We start from the raw sequence: 16,628 nt of genomic DNA, 5'->3' as shown, positions 1-16,628 counted from the left end.
CCTTATAATAACTATATCTTGATATAGTTATTATAAGGCCAGTCCGACAACGAAAATCACTCCTCTTGTCAGATCCAGGCTAATTCATACCAATCAAATTTGCAGCATTCTGCCAGACTCGTGTCAAAATCTACTGTAAAATTATCAGTTTGATCTCATTGGGAAGCAGGATCAGCCGGTTTTGGCTACCTCACCCCATTCCAGTCGAATCCGCTAAAAGCAGGTCGCACTCCGATCAATCTATATTTTATATATTTCGCCCCGCTGGAGCTCTTTATATATATATTATCATCGCGACAGCCTTCCCCGTAAACAGAACAATGTTCCAATCGAAAAGAACAAATAAAATATATAAACAAACTTGCTAACGCCCTAAAGAAATAAATTTCTATTATACTCGCAGACCAAAACCGGCAAGAGTTTCACTCTCCGGTTAGCATAGTAGCCGAACAAAATCCCTGTCTGCGCAGATCTAGACCTCAACCACAACGTTGCTTCGGAGCCGCCTGCTGACACGGCTATAAGGCAAATAGGCACGGGATACCCCCATTTGCAGTTGGAGACACACCGCACGAATGTGATTCTTGCTGTTAATGATTTCCGATTCCGCACCCCGCCCCGATGACACAGGAAGTCGTGATCCTGATCACGAACTTGATGCGCCAAGCCGTGACCGGATGGATTGCTTTGGCCTTGGTGGCATCCTAATCAAAGAGTAAAGCAGCGCCATCGCACGTTTTGCGACAAGCATGGGAGTACTTACCCCTTGCACTCCCATCGTTAGACCATGGGCGAACCCAAGAGCCGCACAAAAGCAACCGCCTTGTTGCAAATAGCAGACCTGATGCTCTATCCCATGGCAAAAGGCGGTTACGACCCCACCTACAAACCGTATGTTAATCTGATGGCTGCTGCGAAACTCATTGATGCGCTGCTACCACCAACAGATAGACCCAATCTCGGGATCAAATACAGTTACTTTCCATGAAAAAAGGCCCCAAAGGGCCTTAATGCATTTACGGCCAGCGCTTGGCGCTGGCCCTGCTTTTCGTGAGCTTAAGTAGGTTGTACGCTATGTCCTGTGACGTTCGTAGCAACCAAACTAGTTCAGCCACTCGCAGCGGTAGGCTAGAACCGGCTCAGCAAAACCCTTCAGCCGGAAGTGATTGCCCTCCACAGCCACGTTAACGCTGCCATATTCCTGCAAAATCCTGTCCGAGAAGAGTATCTGATCACTATCTGCCACAGCGCAAAGCCGGGCCGCAAGTTGGACTGTCGTGCCGAAAAAATCATTGCTGTCTTCAACCGGCTCACCGCAATCCAGCCCGATGCGGACGTGGATGGGTTCTCCATTGTCCCGGTTATAGCGCTGAAAGGCGCGCTGGATATCAATGGCGCAATCAACCGCAAATGGCGTCGTCGAAAACACCGCCATGATGCCATCACCAGTGTGTTTCACCACCCGTCCTGAGCGTCGCGCAAGGCATCCTCTCACAAGCGCATCATGAGCCCTGATGAGTTCAGCTGACATGAGATCACCCAGGCGGGACGTCATTTCCGTCGAGCCAACAATGTCCGTAAAGAGTACCGCCCGGTGACCCGAATCCATGTCTCTTGAACCGGTGCCGCTTCCCACGGGATCCTGTATTCGCCCCAAAAATGCTTCGACTGCCGAAAGTGCGACTTCCACGACTTCGCTGGCAATAAACCCGTGCGCCTCCCGATGCACACATTGAGCCGTTTCCGCATCCGGCGCATCCATCAGGCAAAACGCCGTACCACGATGATCATCAAACCAGTAGGTCAGAAACCTGACGCCGTACTGATCCTGAATGTTAAGGTCCTTGAGATGAGCTGCAGCGATATCTGCAGCCGAAACTCCGGCAAGATCGTGCCGGTCCATAAAGATAGGCATACGCTTCCTCCCCGAGAATGAAGTGCCTCTCCTAACAGCAGTTTACGACCTCTGAAAACACCAGTCCATCGCCCGTGTGGGTGACCCTCAAAGCTCCTCCCTAACCGGAATGTACGACGCCCGTTTACGTGACAATTCCGGGGTGTCCGGCTATATTACGTTTCACACGAGCATTCACTGACGCGGATTTCTGTCGCCAGCCTTTGCCCGCCAACACATCAATTGGGGGGAATGCGATGACACAGCTCGACGAAGCAAAACTCAACTCTTTTATTGGAAAAATACTGGGCGATCTCGGCGGCGCCTTTAGCGTGCCAACCGTCAGGATTGGCCTGCGACTGGGGCTCTTTGCCGCGCTTCACCGCTCAGGTCCCGTGACATCAGCGGGCCTGGCAGCGGCAGCTGGCAACCTTTCAGAGCGATACGTGCGGGAATGGGCCCTGGCACAGGCTGCAAACGGATACATAGATTACGACAGCGCTTCTGAAACCTTCAGTCTTTCCCCCGAACAGGCAATGGTTTTCGTCAACAAGGATAGCCCGGTCTACCTGGAAGGCGCCTTTGATCTGGCAGCCGCCATGATCGAGGGAGAACCAAAGGTCGAGAAATCGTTTCGGACCGGCGGCGGCGTACGCTGGGGTGATACTGCCGGTTGCCTGTTCTGTGCGACCGGGGCATTTTTCCGCCCAGGCTACGTAAACAATATCGTTCCCTCCTGGATACCCGCACTTCAAGGAGTCGAGGAAAAACTCGGCAAAGGCGCCAAAGTGGCTGACGTCGGATGCGGTGTTGGGTTCTCCACCATTCTCATGGCAGAGGCGTACCCGAATGCAACCTTCATCGGTTACGATTTCCACCAGCCATCGATCGACGAAGCCAACAAGCATGCCCGAGACCATGGCGTTGGCGATCGCGTCAAATTCGTCGCAGCAACCGCCAAAGACATCATGGACACCAATTTCGATCTCGTCACCAGCTATGACTGCCTGCACGACATGGGAGATCCGCGTGGATGCGCTGCGCACATGTCGCGAATCCTCAAAAATGATGGAACGTGGATGATTGTAGAGCCAATCGCAGGTGACCGCCCGGCTGACAACATGAACCCGGTCGGCAGGCTCTACTACAACGCATCGACCATGATCTGCGTACCGACATCGCTGGATCAGGAGGTTGGTGAAGGCCTCGGAGCACAGGCAGGAGAAGCCAGGCTCTCCGACGTCATTCGATCAGGAGGATTCAAAAACGTCAGGCGCGCATTTACAGGACCGTTCAACATGGTCCTGGAGGCCCGACCGTGAGAGCGCACTCAAATGGCAACGGACCCATGCCAATGAAATGGATCGCTCAGACGCGCTCACCCCGAAAACAACCGACCTCAAGAGAGATATCAACTTACAGACGAAAGTTTCGGACAATAATCGCGTGATTAAAACACTCCCACGAGGAGTACGCATGCCCGATAAACAAGACGATATTACCGAAGAAATCTTGATGCTGGCTTGGGCGATCACCGCCAAGCACCTCACACGCGGAGAAAAAGACGTCACCAGAATAGTTGCTGACGCTATCCTGCAGGAACGATTGCGTTGGGAAAATCGTCTCGGGCAACCTCAACAGGGATGAGACATCCACCGCACAACGAATGCATCACACCTATGCTCAGTCTTTTGCTTTCGCTGTTTCAAGCAGCGTGGCGATTGCCGACAGCCCACGCGCCTGGGCATGGGCCAACGCATTCTTTCCGTCAGAGTCCTTGATGTCCACGTCAGCTCCCGCCTGCAGCAATGAACGAACGATGCGCTGGGAGGTCGGACCACCATCCGTCAAGATCGCAACTTCGAGCAAGGCAGTCCATCCAAGCCTGTTGACATGATCGACATTGATCCCTGCAGCAATCAGCAGGTCGACGGCATCAGGATGGCCTTTCTCCGCAGCAGGGATCAGAGCGGTGCCGCCAAATCGGTTTGTGCTCGTTAGATCGGCGCCGTGCGCGAGGATCATACGCAGAATGTCCACACGGCCTTGAGTTCCGGCCACGAGAAATGGGCTATCATGAATGCTGTCCCTGGCGTTCACGTCAGCTCCGGCAGCAAGGAGCAGACGCGCGGCATCGACATCGTTTTTCCAGACCGCCACCAGAAGTGCTGTTTGGCCCTGTGCGTTTTTCTCCTCGACAGAGCTGCCCATTGCCAACGCCTGCTCCAGTCCGAGATGGTCGCCACGTTCCACCGCACCCAACACCGTGGCTGACGCGTTACCGCCCAGTGCCATCGTCAAAACTCCAGCTATCAGAAATCGTCGCATTCTGTCCTCGACATGTGGCCATTCGCGGTCTGGCGCTACTCGCACTTCTCTCAGTCGTCAGCCCCTCGACCCCGACGCCTTCCGCACCGTCATGGCATCATCGCAACTGGTCGAACTCCAGGCAGAACAGGATGGCCAGGCTGTCAGCGACACTGCCGTTGCGCGGGCGATCACGGTTGAGAACCGGCAACTGGCCGGATCAGGTCTGAGCGACGAGCAGCAGGAGGCCGTGCGCCACGTCACCGGACCACAGCAGATCGTCGCGGTGATCGGCTTTGCAGGTGCCGGCAAGTCAACCATGCTGGCGGCCGCAAGGCGTGCCTTTGAACTGCAGGGATACCGCGTTCATGGTGCAGCCCTTGCCGGCAAGGCGGCCGCCGGTCTGTCGGCATCCTCCCGCATTGCCGCACGCACCCTTGACGAGGCCGGCATGATCGGCAGCAAACAGCTGACCGGGTTTGTCCGGGAGGTTCAGGCACGCGGTGCCAAACTCGTTCTGGTCGGCGATCACGAACAGCTGCAGGCGATCGGTGCAGGGTCGCCGTTCCGGGCCACTACCGAACGGATCGGTGCTACCGAGCTGACAGATATCCACCGTCAGACAGCCGACTGGCAACGGCTGGCATCCAGAGCCTTTGCCACCCATCGCACCGCTGGCGGTCTGCCCCTTATACCGAACGTGGCGCTGTCTTGTTCGCAGAAGGTCGGGAGGCTGCACGGGATAAACTGGTGCGGGATTATCTTGCCGATCTGAAGGAAAGCCCTCGCACCTCCCGCATTTGCACTTGCGCATCGCCGCGTCGATGTCAGGGCGATCAACGATGCAATCCGATCGGCTTTGCAGGCCGAGGGGCTGCTGGCAAAAGGCATATCACCCGATGGTGATATCGGCTACGAAACGATCGTGCCGGGGATCTCGCCACACACTGAAGCCATCCTCAGGGCGTTGGATGCCCTCACCCACGACGATAGGCCAGACTTCATCAAACAGCTCTCCAGCACTCCGGATGGTCAAAAGGCCCTGCAGGACGTCGCCGAGATCACGCAAGCCCTCACAGCGCGATTTGGCACCGCGGATCTGCGAAACGTAGAGGCCCCAACGCTCAGGTCCAAGTTTACCCAATGGTCCAGCCCTCGGCAATAAATCGCTGCCAGAAACCAAGGACAGACGGCGCTTCTCTCTGGTCTGCTTTATCCACTTTCCGGATAAGATTGGTATTCAAGCCGTGTTCCGGCGTAAGTCGAGAGACTGAAACGTCGGGCTCTGAACACGCTGCGACGAGATGATCTCGCGAAGTAAGGGTCATATCGACGGCGGCCGTCGCGGCCAGCTCGGCTGAGGACACCGCAACGTAATCTCACAAGCAGCCCGCGCACAGGTTTATGGGTTCACAGCCAAATTTCACACGTACGCAATCACGCGGACGTTTTTGAAAAGAAGCAGCACGGTATAACAACTTCGGAGATCGTCACAGACTATCACGTGTCGGGGACAGTTAAAGCATGATCATCGGGAGTCGTCGGCAGGAAATCAGCACAACATCTCACTCACTGCTTTTGGCTCTACAGGCCGACTGAACAAGTACCCTTGACCATAGGGGCATCCAGCCTCACGCAGAAAATCTGCCTGTTCCTTTGTTTCTATGCCCTCAGCGATCACATCAATATCCAGCGAGGTCGCCAGCTGGATCATGATCGAAACAATAGCGGCGTCCTTGGACTGGTGCGGCAAGTTGGTCAGAAACGATCGATCGATCTTTATGCACGACAACGGGAATGTTTTCAGCATGCCAAGACATGAGTAGCCCATTCCGAAATCATCGAGCGCGAGACTGACACCCATCTCCTTGATGGCACGCATGATCCTGACGGATGCATCGACATCCTGGATAATGAGTGTCTCCGTGATTTCGATTTCAAGCGACGATGGATCAAGACCGGTCTCGTCGAGCGCGTCCCTGATTTTCGCCACGAGCCCGCTCTGGAACTGCCGAGGCGAGACATTGACAGCCATTTTTACCGGAGCAAGCCCCAATTGACGCCACAACTTCGCCTGTCGGCACGCTTTCTTCAGCACCAACTCCCCGAGCTCAACGATGAGCCCGGTTTCCTCTGCAAGGTCAATGAACTCACCGGGACCGAGCAGCCCTTCGGATGGATGCTGCCAGCGCACCAGCGCTTCCACGCCGAAGATCTCGCCTGTATCGAGATTGACCTGAGGCTGATAGTGGAGAACAAACTGATCGAATTCGAGTGCTGTGCGCAGTTCTTCGATACGCGTGAATTTTTTGCGTAGATCTTCCGCCATTTTGGGCGAGAACGTTACGATACTGTCGCGACCCGCGTGTTTTGCGCCATACATGGCGAGATCGGCAGCAGCGACAATTTCTGCAGTTGTCTCACCATGCTCTGGAAAGAGCGCCATACCCACGCTGCAGGTCACCTTCATATCGTAGTTTCCGACACGAACGGGCTTGGAAACAGCAGTCCTTATCTCTTCGAGCCTCGGTTCGAACCCATCTTGCCGGCATTCGAGTACGATGACAAATTCGTCGCCGCCAACACGTACAACGAGATCGCCACGCTGCAGGACACGAGCAATACGTTCGGCTGTTTTCGCCAACAGCTCGTCGCCCAGACTGTGGCCGAGTGTATCGTTGATCTGCTTGAAATTATCGAGGTCCAGGAAGCCAATCCCGACTGGCTTGGATGCTTTCGACGCGCTTTCGAGGATCTCAGGGAGTTTCGTATCCAGAAATCGGCGGTTGGGCAGACGCGTCAGCATATCGTGGTCGGCAAGGAAGAGAATCTGTGCCGCGGCACGCTTTCTATCAATCGCGAGCCCTGCCATGCGTCCCGCGGCTGCTACAAACTCGACAAGCCCGGCATCCGGGTTGCGGTCAGGCAGCATACACCAGACAAAACCGTGTGGCGCACCGTCGCTCGCAGGAATTTCGGAACCGAAAACCGATCCTTCGCCTAGAACGGCGATACCGGATAGCTGGTCGACAACCGAGATCGTATCGACAAGATCCATCGAGATCGTGCTTGTTTCAGAGGCGTAGAGCGTGCGCTCGCCTGGCGCGGCATCGTAGACCCGCACGACGCAATTGAGCCCCGATGCCAGACTTTCGATGGCTTCAACAAACTCAGCCAGAAAGTGGTCGATATCGGTCGCGGCAACGATCATTTGTAGAATACGTGCCTGCGCCTGCAACAGGCGTTCCGAGGCTTTCTTTTCGGTAATATCGCGAGAAGCACCGACGACACCGACGACATTTCCGTTGGTATCTCGCAAAGGCACCCGCGACATCATCAGCCAGCGATCGACCCCGCCGCGCATCGCACGCTGCTCGAAGCCAAGATCAGGCTCACCGGTACGCATGACGCGTTCTTCAGTGTCCGGGATCAACGCAAGACTTGCGGCTTCGCCATGGATGTCGACATCGGTCAAACCGATAAGTTCTTCGACAGAAGAAAACCCGTTGTTTGTGACGACGGCCCGATTGGCAAACAGGAAGCGCCCTTCCCTGTCCTTTGCATAGATCAGGTCCGGCACGTGATCGATCATGGCTTCAAGCAGTGCATGGCGACCGGAAGCTGTTGTCACGCGCTCGGCCGTCACCGGTCCAAAGCTATTGGCATCCACGATAGCGTCGTCACGCCGTGAAACCGACGCCTGATCATCCAAGGTTGATTTCACATCATTGGAACTCACACGCTCCGCCTCACCGCTCACATCATATGGGCCGGATAGTAAGAATACAGGTATTATGTAAATGTGAACAGGCGCTACCAGTTTACGCCTCGCAGGGCGCAAATATTTATAGTTGCAGCAGATTCTAAGGCAACGAATGCGTGAAGCGCGGCAAGAGATCGTCCTGCCGCGACCCGTTTGTTAAAGGACCGGTGTGGGGATCGGCTTACCCGCAAAATGGGCGTCGAGGTTGGCAAGAACGAGATCCGCCATTGCACGACGCGTCTGATGTGTTCCGCTACCGACATGGGGAGCAAGCACAACGTTTTCGAACGCAAAAAGTGCCTCCGGTACGCGAGGCTCATCCTCGAACACATCGAGCGCTGCGCCACCGATCACGCCGTTCTTAAGAGCGTCGACAAGTGCTGCTTCGTCCACCAGAGAGCCACGGGCTACATTGACGAGGGTTCCCTGCGGACCGAGTGCCTTCAGGACACCGGCATTGACGATGTGGCGCGTGTCGGCGGTTGCGGCAGCCGCAATCACCAGTACGTCGCAGTTGGCCGCGAGTTCCTCGATTGTCGCATGGTATTCGTAGGCGACATCGCGCTTGTTTCTGGCGGTGTAGGAAATGCGCGCATCAAAGCCTTCAAGGCGTGTTGCAATCGCCTGACCGATGCGACCAAGACCGAAGATGCCGTAACGGCGTCCAGTGACACGCGTTGAAAGCCCCATATCGCCTTTCAACCATGCACCGGTCCGGACATGCTGATCCGCACGCGGGAGCTGGCGAGCCTGTGCGAGAATAAGACCGAGTGCGAGGTCAGCAACGTCGGCGGTCAAAACATCCGGCGTATTCGAGACATGGTAACCACGGCGCTTTGCTTCTTTAAGATCAACCTTGTCGAAACCGACGCCGTTGATCGAAACAATCTCGAGGTTTGGCAGGCCGGCGCCAATATCTGCCGGCAGACCGATATGCCCCCCGGTGACGACACCACGGATCGCGGCACCTTTCTCAGCGAGGTATGCCGCTTTGTCTTCCGCTTCGAAGTAGCGATGAACGGTGAAGCGTTCATCGAGCTCCTTCTCCAGGGCCGGGATCAGCGGGCACAATTGCAAAATTTCGGTTGTCATCAGTCTTCCTTTTGCGCCGATGTTACTTCACATCGGCCTTTACGAATTGCCGGAGTTCCGGCGTTTGCGGATTGGCAAAGAGTTCGGCGGAGGGCCCCTGCTCCCAGATCGTGCCCTTGTGCATGAAGATGGTCTGAGTTGCGACGCGACGGGCAAACGCCATTTCATGGGTAACGAGGATCATCGTCATCCCATCCTTGGCGAGGTTTTCCATGACCGTCAGAACCTCTTCCGTGAGCTCTGGATCGAGCGCGGATGTGACCTCATCAAAGAGCATCACCTTGGGACGCATGGCGAGCGATCTTGCGATAGCAACGCGCTGCTGTTGCCCCCCCGACAACTGGTCCGGATAGGAATCGAACTTCTCCGAAAGGCCAACAAGCTGCAGCACTTCGCGGGCGATCGTCTGTGTTTCCGATTTCGCGACATCCTTGACGATGCGGGGGGCGAGCATGATGTTTTCGCCAACCGTGAGATGCGGGAAGAGATTGTAGCTCTGAAACACGATCCCGACGTCAGTGCGTAATTTGCGCAGTGCCTTGGCGTCCTCGCCAAGTGCGTGACCTGCTATTTCAATGCGGCCGGAATTGATTTTTTCCAAACCGTTCATGCAGCGCAGGAGCGTACTTTTCCCAGAGCCCGAACGGCCGATCAGAGCAAAGACCTCACCACGACCGACAGAGAGCGAAACACCCTTGAGCACTTCGAGCGCACCGAAGCTCTTGTGAACGTTTTCAACGATTACTTCCGGCATGAAGCCTCCTTTCCAGCCAACGAGAGAGCTGGGACAACGGGTAGCAGACGATGAAATAAAGAACCGCAACGGCAACAAAGACGCGGAAGGGCTGGAACGTAGCGTTGTTGATCAACTGCCCCGCTCTTGCCAATTCGACGAAACCGATGATCGATGCGATTGACGTATTCTTGACGACCTGGACGGCAAAGCCGACGGTCGGGGGTAAGGAGATGCGCATGGCCTGCGGCAGGATGACGTATCGGTATTGCTGTGCCCTTGTGAGCGCCAGCGATTCCGAGGCCTCCCATTGTTGCTTTGGCACTGCCTGGATGCAGCCACGCCAGATCTCTGCAAGGTAGCCCGAGGCATAAACCGTCATGGATGCGCCAGCCGCAATCAGGGGCGGCAACTCAAATCCTGCAAGGCTCAGCCCGTAGTAGGACAAGAACAGGATCATCAGCACCGGAATGCCCTGAATGACCTGGATGTAGGTACCGGCGGCAAAGCGTAGAGCCTTGATATCGGACGTACGGGCAAGAGCAATCAGGAAGCCGACAATGCCTCCACCGACAAGTGCAAGGATCGTCAAGAGTACGGTCCATTGCAGGGCGGTCAGAAGGAATCCGAATTCGCTGAGACCGAAAGTTCTAAGTGTCATGACTGCACCTCCGGCAAAGCGGTCATCGTCCTTCGGGCAACACGGCGGCCAAACAGCCACATGCCAACAAGGGCAAGGACAAGCCGCAGGCAAAGAGCGAGCGCGAGATAGATGAGTGTGACGACGATGTAGACTTCGAAGGAACGGTAAGTCTGCGATTCCACGAAGGCCGCAGCGGCTGCAAGTTCATGGGTCGAAATCGCCGAGCAGATGCTGGATGCCAGCATCATCAGGACAAACTGACTGCAAAGCGACGGATAGACCTTGGCGATCGCCGGGACAATGATGACATGGCGGTAGATCTGGAATTTTGTAAAACCCAGAGCCTCACCTGCCTCGATCTGCGACTTGTGGACAGCCTCGATGCCGGCCCGGATAATCTCGGTTGAATAGGCAGCGAGGTTGATCGTCATGCCGATCAGGGCAGCCGTGTCAGCACCGACACGAACCCCGAGCCCCGGCAGGCCGAAATAGACGATAAAGAGCTGCACGAGGAAAGGTGTATTGCGAATGATCTCGACGTAGGCATCCACAAGTACGCGGACGATACCGCCATTTATGGAGCGCAGTGAGGCCAGAAGAATACCAAATGCACAGCCGAGCACGATCGACAGGACCGACAGTTTGATCGTCAGCCATATGCCGTTCAGGAGCTCGTTTTGATATTGGGCGAGAGCGCCAAATTGAAACGTATAGGACATGCACCACTCCGTTGACATTTCCCGGCCCGCCGAAGGTTTTTATCCGGCGGGCACGCTGAAAGGCTCAATCAGAAGTTCGGCAGTTGCGGCATTGCGCGACCGGTCCACTTCATCGAAATACGGTCGAGGTCACCGGACATTTTCATGAGGTAGATGGACGTGTTGAGCCACTGACGAAGTTCGAAGTCTTCGATTTTGGTGGCCATCGAATTGCCCTGCTGGAAGAACGTAAATCCGACCTGCAGCCCGGCCTCAGGACGTTGCTTGATAATCGCTTCACCGACTGTCGATGGCAACGCAACCGCGTCAACCTGTCCGGCGAGAAGCGCCTGCGCGCTGGTGGAGTCGTCTTCGTAAACGACAACCTCGAGACCTTCGACATTAGCCTTGCGAAGAGCGGTTTCCTGAGACGAACCACGGTTCACCGAAACGCGTTTGCCCTTCAGGCTCTCCAGATTTTCAAACTTCTGATCCGGACCGGAAATAATATCCATATTGAAGGCGCTGTAGGGCTGCGTGAACATGACGGTCTTCGCACGTTCACCGGTTGGAGCCAGTGTCGCCACCAGGAAATCGACCTTGCCCGTCTGGAGGGCCGGAATACGTGCCGGCGGCGTCAGCGGAACGAGTTCAACGGGAAGATTGAGGTATGTTCCGATGAGGTTCGCAACATCGACGTCATAACCGGACGGGTTGCCCTTCTCATCGACCATGCCCATTGGCGGTGCACCTGTCAGAACACCGATCTTCACCGAGCCGCGCGACATGATATCGCTGATAGAGACGGCATGCGCCGATGTCGTCGCAGCAAGCGAAGCGGCTGCAACACCAACTGCAATCGTGACGTTCTTCAAAAATCTCGAAATACTCATGGTTTCTCCTCCAACCCTGAAAGCCCCGTCCAACCATCGAACGGCGCCAAGAAAGACCGGCAAAATGTTCTCGATAACATCGAGGCTTCCCTCGCCATAGAACTCCTCCCAAGCGGACGAAAAGATGTGAAATAAGCGAATAATCCCCGATTTCAGCCTGTTTTCGACACGATATCGATTTTCCTCCGATCGACACCCTTCCCCGTTCTTGGCACGATGAATAATGCATGTTATCGGTATCATTGCAAGTACGAACTCAGCTATCACGCTCTGTTCAATTTTGGGAGGAACCATGTACACGCGCTCAGCCATTTTCGAAGGCACAATTCACCCGGGACGAGAGGACGAGTTTTTCCGCATCGTGGAAGAGCGTCTTTTGCCGGTTTGGAAGAGGATGCCGAATGCACAGGCAGTCCGGGTTATGCGTACGCAGCGCACAGATCCGGATGCAACACCGATCATCATGGTTCAGGAAATTGACTATCCCTCGATGGAGGCAGTTGAGGAGGCACTCGTATCCCCGGTCAGACTGGAGGGCCGTGTCCTGACGGATGAGATGATGAGCATGTGTGACGGGCGATTCTATCACCTCGTCTATAGCCGCGTCGCATAAAAACCGGTGCACGTTGCGTCTGCATAATCCGACGTGACGTGCTTTCTCCCTTAGTCTTCGTGTATGTCTAGCCGAAAGCCGTTTCATATTCGGGAGACATGCCTTGGTGGAGCACACGCCCTTGGCCGCTGCGACAGTCGCATCCAAAAAAGCAACGATGAATGACGTCTCCAAACTTGCGGGCGTCTCGAAGATGACCGTGTCCCGCGTGCTCGGCGATCCCTCGCTTGTCTCTGAAGAGACTCGGCTGAAGGTGATGAAGGCCATTGAAAAGCTCGGATATGTTCCGGACCGGATTGCAGGCTCGCTTTCGTCACGACGGACGAATTTCATCACCGCCATCCTGCCGACACTGACGAACTCAAACTTTGCTGACAGCGCACAGGGTCTTGCCAATGCCTTGCGCGCTGCAGACTACCAGTTGCTGATCGGTTACACGATGTACGACTTGCAGGAGGAGGAGCGCGTCATCAAGACAATGATGGAGCGTAGGCCAGACGCAATCGTTGTCGCTGGCACTGTCCATACAAAAGCCGCGAGTGAAGTTCTCGTGCGTGCGGGCATTCCGATCGTCGAAATCTGGGAGGTGCCGGAGCACCCTATCGATCACGCTGTCGGCTTTTCTAACTATGAGGTTGGACGAACGGCGGCCAGGCATCTCATGTCGCTCGGTTTTACCCGCATCGGTGCTTTAGGCTCAAGGGCAGATGGTGATGTCAAGGATTGGCGTGGTGAGGCGCGACTGCTTGGGTTTGGCGCTGCTTTGCGGGAGGCAGGCCTTTCTGATGAATTCATAACACGCGAGGGCCATGCCCCGGTCTCTTACGACCACGGTGGCAAGACGCTTGGTGTCCTTCTCGAAAGGGCACCCGACATTGAGGCTGTTTTCGCGGTATCTGACATTTCTGCCGTTGGCGCACTTATGGAATGTCACCGCCGCGGCATAGATGTTCCCGGCAGGATTTCGATCCTCGGGTTCGGAGACTTCGATATTGGCAGACAGTGTTTTCCCGCGATCTCGACCATCCGCGTCGATGCCCAGATGATCGGTCGCAGGGCTGGTGAACTGCTTTTATCCATTCTGGAGCCGGAGAAAGATGCGACATCCCCGGAAAACGCCCGTATCGATGTTGGCTTCGAATTGATCATTCGGGATACAACCAAGCACGTTGCCGGTTAAGGTGCGCTCGCGGTCTGTCCATCTTGCCGTAGACAGACCGCCACGCATCAAATGCGATTGGCGTATTAACGCGCACCCCACGTGTCGGTGAGACGATAACCTTCCGGCCATGGATCGGAAGGATCGAGCATGTGCTGATGAATTCCCGTCACCCAGCCGCGGCCTGAAATCTCAGGCAGAACGGCCTTGCGATCACCGACCATCGTTTCGCCGAGAATGCGCCCGCTGAAGGTTGAGCCGATTACGGAGACGGCTGTCAGGGTCTCACCCTGCTTCATTTCCCCACGTGCGTGGAGCACGGCCATGCGTGCCGAAAGCGCAGTGCCTGTTGGCGAGCGGTCGACCTTGCCCGGTTGTATCGCTACAGCAGCTCCTGCCCTCAATCCTTCTGCAGTTCGCTCCACCCGGCCTGCAAAAAGGCAAAACGAAAAATGCTTCCAGTCGGGATTTTCCGGATGACTGAAGCCAAGCGATTGGTTCGCGGCATTGGTGATGCGGACGCCGAGCCGGGCGATATCATGCGCCTCGTCAGGTTTAAGACTAAATCCCAGCGCCTCGGCATCCACGATTACGAAGCTGTCGCCGCCATAGGCTGTGTCGACAGTCAAGGTTCCAAGTCCCTCGACGTCAAGTTTCGCATCCAGCCGATCGGCAAAACTCGGCAGGTTCTGAACGAAGATCCGCTCTGCTTTCCCATTTTTGCACTCGGCACGGACCCGGACAAGACCGCCTGGTGCTTCAAGCACCATGTGTGTTTCTGGCTCCTGCATCGGCACAATCCCGCCATCGAGAAGCACAGTCGAGACACAGATCGAGTTCGACCCGGACATGGGCGGCGTATCTTCCGGTTCCATGATAATGAATGCGGCATCCGCATCGGGGTGCTTTGGGGGAACCAGAAGGTTGACATGGCGGAAGACACCGCCGCGCGGCTCGTTCAACACGAAATTTCGCAGTGTCTGGTCGCGGGCAATAAAACGGCTCTGCTCCCAAATGGTGTCACCAGGCGGTGGCAGAACGCCCCCGACGATGACATCACCCACTTCGCCTTCCGCATGAGCGGAGATCACATGAACGGTTTTTATGCTTCGCATGAGAAATTCCTTATGAAAGCCAGGTCGGAAGAGAAACGTTGGCACGTCCTGTCAACGCCGCATCGACGCATTGAGCAAGAGATCCAAACCGGACGGCACGACCGCTAAGGCCTGGACCGTAATGCGCGTATTTCCCGGAATTGGTCATCAGGGCGCGTGTCTTCGTTGGGAAAACCGGTTCCGATATCGAGCACCAACAGAGATCGGGAAGGACCTGGATGCCGCTTTCTACAAGCCGCTGGAACGTGCCCTCATCTTTTGCCGCATCGATTACCTGTTGGCCAGCGGTAACGATCACTGCGACACCCGCATGGTGCTTTCGGCCGGCAAATGCATCCGCGAGCGCACGGCACTCGGCAAGCGAGGCATGCGGACTGCCGATCGCCACGAGCTGAACGTCCTCCGGCCCTTCATTCAGCAACCTCCAGGCAGCGGCCATGTCACGATCGGTAATCGTCACGAAATCGGCCCCCGCAACGGGTGGGAGCGAGGCTTCGGGGGTGACCCCTTCGATATGGAGCATCGGTGACGCCGATGTTGTTCCAAAGGCGGCACATAGCGCCTTGAGATCGTCCTTCGACGGGTGCCCTTCACTAAGGCCACGAAGGACGGGGATACAATCGGGAGCAGCCTTGCCTGCGAGATAACCGACGAGTGGCCAGAACGCGTCATCGATGTTAACTGGCAGGGAGACATCGATAATGCGCTGAGGACGCCGGTTTTCCTCAAGATAGACGCCGGAGAGCGGGGCACGTCCGGTCAGTGCAATACAGAGGTCTAGAAAATCCGGATGCTTGGCGGTACGTGCGCCCAGCACGGTATTTGCAAAGATGACGGCATTCGATTCCGCCCAGGCGATTGATTCACCCATCCTCGGGGCACTGTCGAGGAGATAGGGTGAGCAGGTAAAAGTCGGACGGCAACCCATGCGTACATAGGCGTCGGCCAATCGCGCAGCAGGATCGCCAAATGTCGTCGGCACGCCCTGCGACTGCCAATTCGACTTGTCTACGGAAATCGCGTTCATGGTTGTGGGCACGCGGACTTTCGCGCCCATTTCGGCCATCTTCTCCGCGAAGGTCAAGTTGGCAGGGCTCGCATAAATACAGCCGTCAATGTGCCCCTGGGTCACGTCGACAAGACCTGTGGCCCCTTGCTGTGCAGCCATGGCAACAATGATGCGCATCGCCTGTTGAACAGCAACCCCATCGCGGCCATCGAGCATGGCACTGTCGTCTGTCGCGAGGTCAAGCTCGCCCGTTGCTGGCGGCGCTAGAGGTAGCGAGAATTCACCACCTGATATGGAATGACCGTCAATCCGGATTTTCCCTACCCCAGAGAACTTCTCAAAACTCTGCTGATCGAGGCGCACGACCGGCATGGGGCTGCCGAACATTTCGCCAGCAATCAGCGCACCAAGCGTCAGGACCTCTTCGGCTTCGCAAAATACCAGGGCAGCAGGCCCGCGGCCGGTAAGGATCAGATCGAGCAGGACCCCCGAGCCTGTGCATGAGCCGCGGCTTGTCGGCATGAAAAGGATAGCGCCCGTAAGGCTCTGATCATGCAGCGGATGATGCACATCAATGACCTTGCCGGTGGCTGGATCGACACCACCCCAGAAGCTGAGCGCTTCGGTTGTCGCAATGACCCGGCCTTCCGCTGAGCCTCGAAGAATACTTTGTGCAGCTACAATATCTGAAGTGCGCGCGACCATCGAA

Annotated in this window: 17 protein-coding genes; 6 read left to right on the top strand and 11 right to left on the bottom strand. The window is 56.0% G+C overall.

Annotated elements, in window-relative coordinates; genetic code table 11:
* Positions 1 to 787: 787 nt before the first annotated feature.
* Positions 788 to 988 carry a hypothetical protein gene (locus ACIQT8_RS18395; protein ID WP_400968043.1) on the top strand — a complete coding sequence of 67 codons (201 nt, stop codon included), beginning with the start codon at positions 788 to 790 and terminating at the stop codon, positions 986 to 988.
* A 114-nt stretch (positions 989 to 1,102) separates the two neighbouring features.
* Here ACIQT8_RS18395 and ACIQT8_RS18390 read toward each other — a convergent pair whose 3' ends face one another.
* On the bottom strand, positions 1,103 to 1,915 hold the full coding sequence (locus ACIQT8_RS18390) for a nickel-binding protein (protein WP_400968040.1): 813 nt from the start codon (positions 1,913 to 1,915) through the stop codon (positions 1,103 to 1,105).
* A 236-nt stretch (positions 1,916 to 2,151) separates the two neighbouring features.
* On the opposite strand from ACIQT8_RS18390, the gene ACIQT8_RS18385 reads away from it, so the two are divergent.
* Together ACIQT8_RS18385 and ACIQT8_RS18380 are read left to right on the top strand one after the other, a co-directional pair.
* Entirely contained in the window at positions 2,152 to 3,216 is a 1,065-nt protein-coding gene (locus ACIQT8_RS18385) for a class I SAM-dependent methyltransferase (protein WP_400968037.1), read from the top strand.
* 154 nt (positions 3,217 to 3,370) lie between these two features.
* The gene (locus ACIQT8_RS18380) at positions 3,371 to 3,541 is read left to right on the top strand and encodes a hypothetical protein (protein ID WP_262526291.1); all 171 of its coding nucleotides are present in this window, start codon (positions 3,371 to 3,373) and stop codon (positions 3,539 to 3,541) included.
* A 36-nt stretch (positions 3,542 to 3,577) separates the two neighbouring features.
* On the opposite strand, the gene ACIQT8_RS18375 is transcribed toward ACIQT8_RS18380, so the two are convergent.
* Positions 3,578 to 4,189, bottom strand: coding sequence for an ankyrin repeat domain-containing protein (locus ACIQT8_RS18375; protein WP_400968034.1), 612 nt, complete (start codon positions 4,187 to 4,189; stop codon positions 3,578 to 3,580).
* A gap of 124 nt (positions 4,190 to 4,313) precedes the next feature.
* Between ACIQT8_RS18375 and ACIQT8_RS18370 the strand changes: the two genes are divergently transcribed.
* Positions 4,314 to 4,976 carry an AAA family ATPase gene (locus ACIQT8_RS18370; protein WP_400968031.1) on the top strand — a complete coding sequence of 221 codons (663 nt, stop codon included), beginning with the start codon at positions 4,314 to 4,316 and terminating at the stop codon, positions 4,974 to 4,976.
* A gap of 117 nt (positions 4,977 to 5,093) precedes the next feature.
* Here ACIQT8_RS18370 and ACIQT8_RS18365 read toward each other — a convergent pair whose 3' ends face one another.
* The 7 genes from ACIQT8_RS18365 to ACIQT8_RS18335 form a co-directional block, all read right to left on the bottom strand.
* Positions 5,094 to 5,345: a hypothetical protein gene (locus tag ACIQT8_RS18365; protein WP_400968028.1), complete on the bottom strand. Its 252-nt coding sequence runs from the start codon at positions 5,343 to 5,345 to the stop codon at positions 5,094 to 5,096.
* A 408-nt stretch (positions 5,346 to 5,753) separates the two neighbouring features.
* On the bottom strand, positions 5,754 to 7,793 hold the full coding sequence (locus ACIQT8_RS18360) for a putative bifunctional diguanylate cyclase/phosphodiesterase (protein WP_400968089.1): 2,040 nt from the start codon (positions 7,791 to 7,793) through the stop codon (positions 5,754 to 5,756).
* Positions 7,794 to 8,120: 327 nt separating this feature from the next.
* The gene (locus ACIQT8_RS18355) at positions 8,121 to 9,056 is read right to left on the bottom strand and encodes a 2-hydroxyacid dehydrogenase (protein WP_400968025.1); all 936 of its coding nucleotides are present in this window, start codon (positions 9,054 to 9,056) and stop codon (positions 8,121 to 8,123) included.
* 22 nt (positions 9,057 to 9,078) lie between these two features.
* A complete protein-coding gene (locus tag ACIQT8_RS18350; protein WP_138793236.1) occupies positions 9,079 to 9,810 on the bottom strand; it encodes an amino acid ABC transporter ATP-binding protein in 732 nt (243 codons plus the stop codon).
* Positions 9,791 to 10,450, bottom strand: coding sequence for an amino acid ABC transporter permease (locus tag ACIQT8_RS18345; RefSeq protein ID WP_400968022.1), 660 nt, complete (start codon positions 10,448 to 10,450; stop codon positions 9,791 to 9,793). The genes ACIQT8_RS18350 and ACIQT8_RS18345 overlap by 20 nt, the downstream gene beginning before the upstream one ends.
* Complete coding sequence (locus ACIQT8_RS18340; protein ID WP_400968019.1) at positions 10,447 to 11,151, bottom strand: amino acid ABC transporter permease; 705 nt, start codon at positions 11,149 to 11,151, stop codon at positions 10,447 to 10,449. The genes ACIQT8_RS18345 and ACIQT8_RS18340 overlap by 4 nt, the downstream gene beginning before the upstream one ends.
* A 68-nt stretch (positions 11,152 to 11,219) precedes the next feature.
* The gene (locus ACIQT8_RS18335; protein WP_400968016.1) at positions 11,220 to 12,023 is read right to left on the bottom strand and encodes a transporter substrate-binding domain-containing protein; all 804 of its coding nucleotides are present in this window, start codon (positions 12,021 to 12,023) and stop codon (positions 11,220 to 11,222) included.
* Positions 12,024 to 12,315: 292 nt separating this feature from the next.
* Here ACIQT8_RS18335 and ACIQT8_RS18330 point away from each other — a divergent pair, with 292 nt between their 5' ends.
* Together ACIQT8_RS18330 and ACIQT8_RS18325 are read left to right on the top strand one after the other, a co-directional pair.
* Entirely contained in the window at positions 12,316 to 12,636 is a 321-nt protein-coding gene (locus ACIQT8_RS18330) for a hypothetical protein (protein WP_400968013.1), read from the top strand.
* A gap of 157 nt (positions 12,637 to 12,793) precedes the next feature.
* Positions 12,794 to 13,816: a LacI family DNA-binding transcriptional regulator gene (locus ACIQT8_RS18325; protein ID WP_400968086.1), complete on the top strand. Its 1,023-nt coding sequence runs from the start codon at positions 12,794 to 12,796 to the stop codon at positions 13,814 to 13,816.
* Between the two features lie 65 nt (positions 13,817 to 13,881).
* Here ACIQT8_RS18325 and ACIQT8_RS18320 read toward each other — a convergent pair whose 3' ends face one another.
* On the bottom strand, positions 13,882 to 14,910 hold the full coding sequence (locus ACIQT8_RS18320; protein WP_262528450.1) for a trans-3-hydroxy-L-proline dehydratase: 1,029 nt from the start codon (positions 14,908 to 14,910) through the stop codon (positions 13,882 to 13,884).
* A gap of 10 nt (positions 14,911 to 14,920) precedes the next feature.
* Positions 14,921 to 16,624 (bottom strand): aconitase X, encoded by a 1,704-nt coding sequence (locus tag ACIQT8_RS18315; protein ID WP_400968010.1) that lies wholly within the window; start codon positions 16,622 to 16,624, stop codon positions 14,921 to 14,923.
* Positions 16,625 to 16,628 lie beyond the last annotated feature (4 nt).

Source organism: Agrobacterium sp. NPDC090273 (genome assembly GCF_044772305.1).
GTDB lineage: Bacteria > Pseudomonadota > Alphaproteobacteria > Rhizobiales > Rhizobiaceae > Agrobacterium.
The sequence above is the reverse complement of the archived record's forward strand: the minus strand, read 5'-3'. Positions and strand labels throughout refer to the sequence as shown.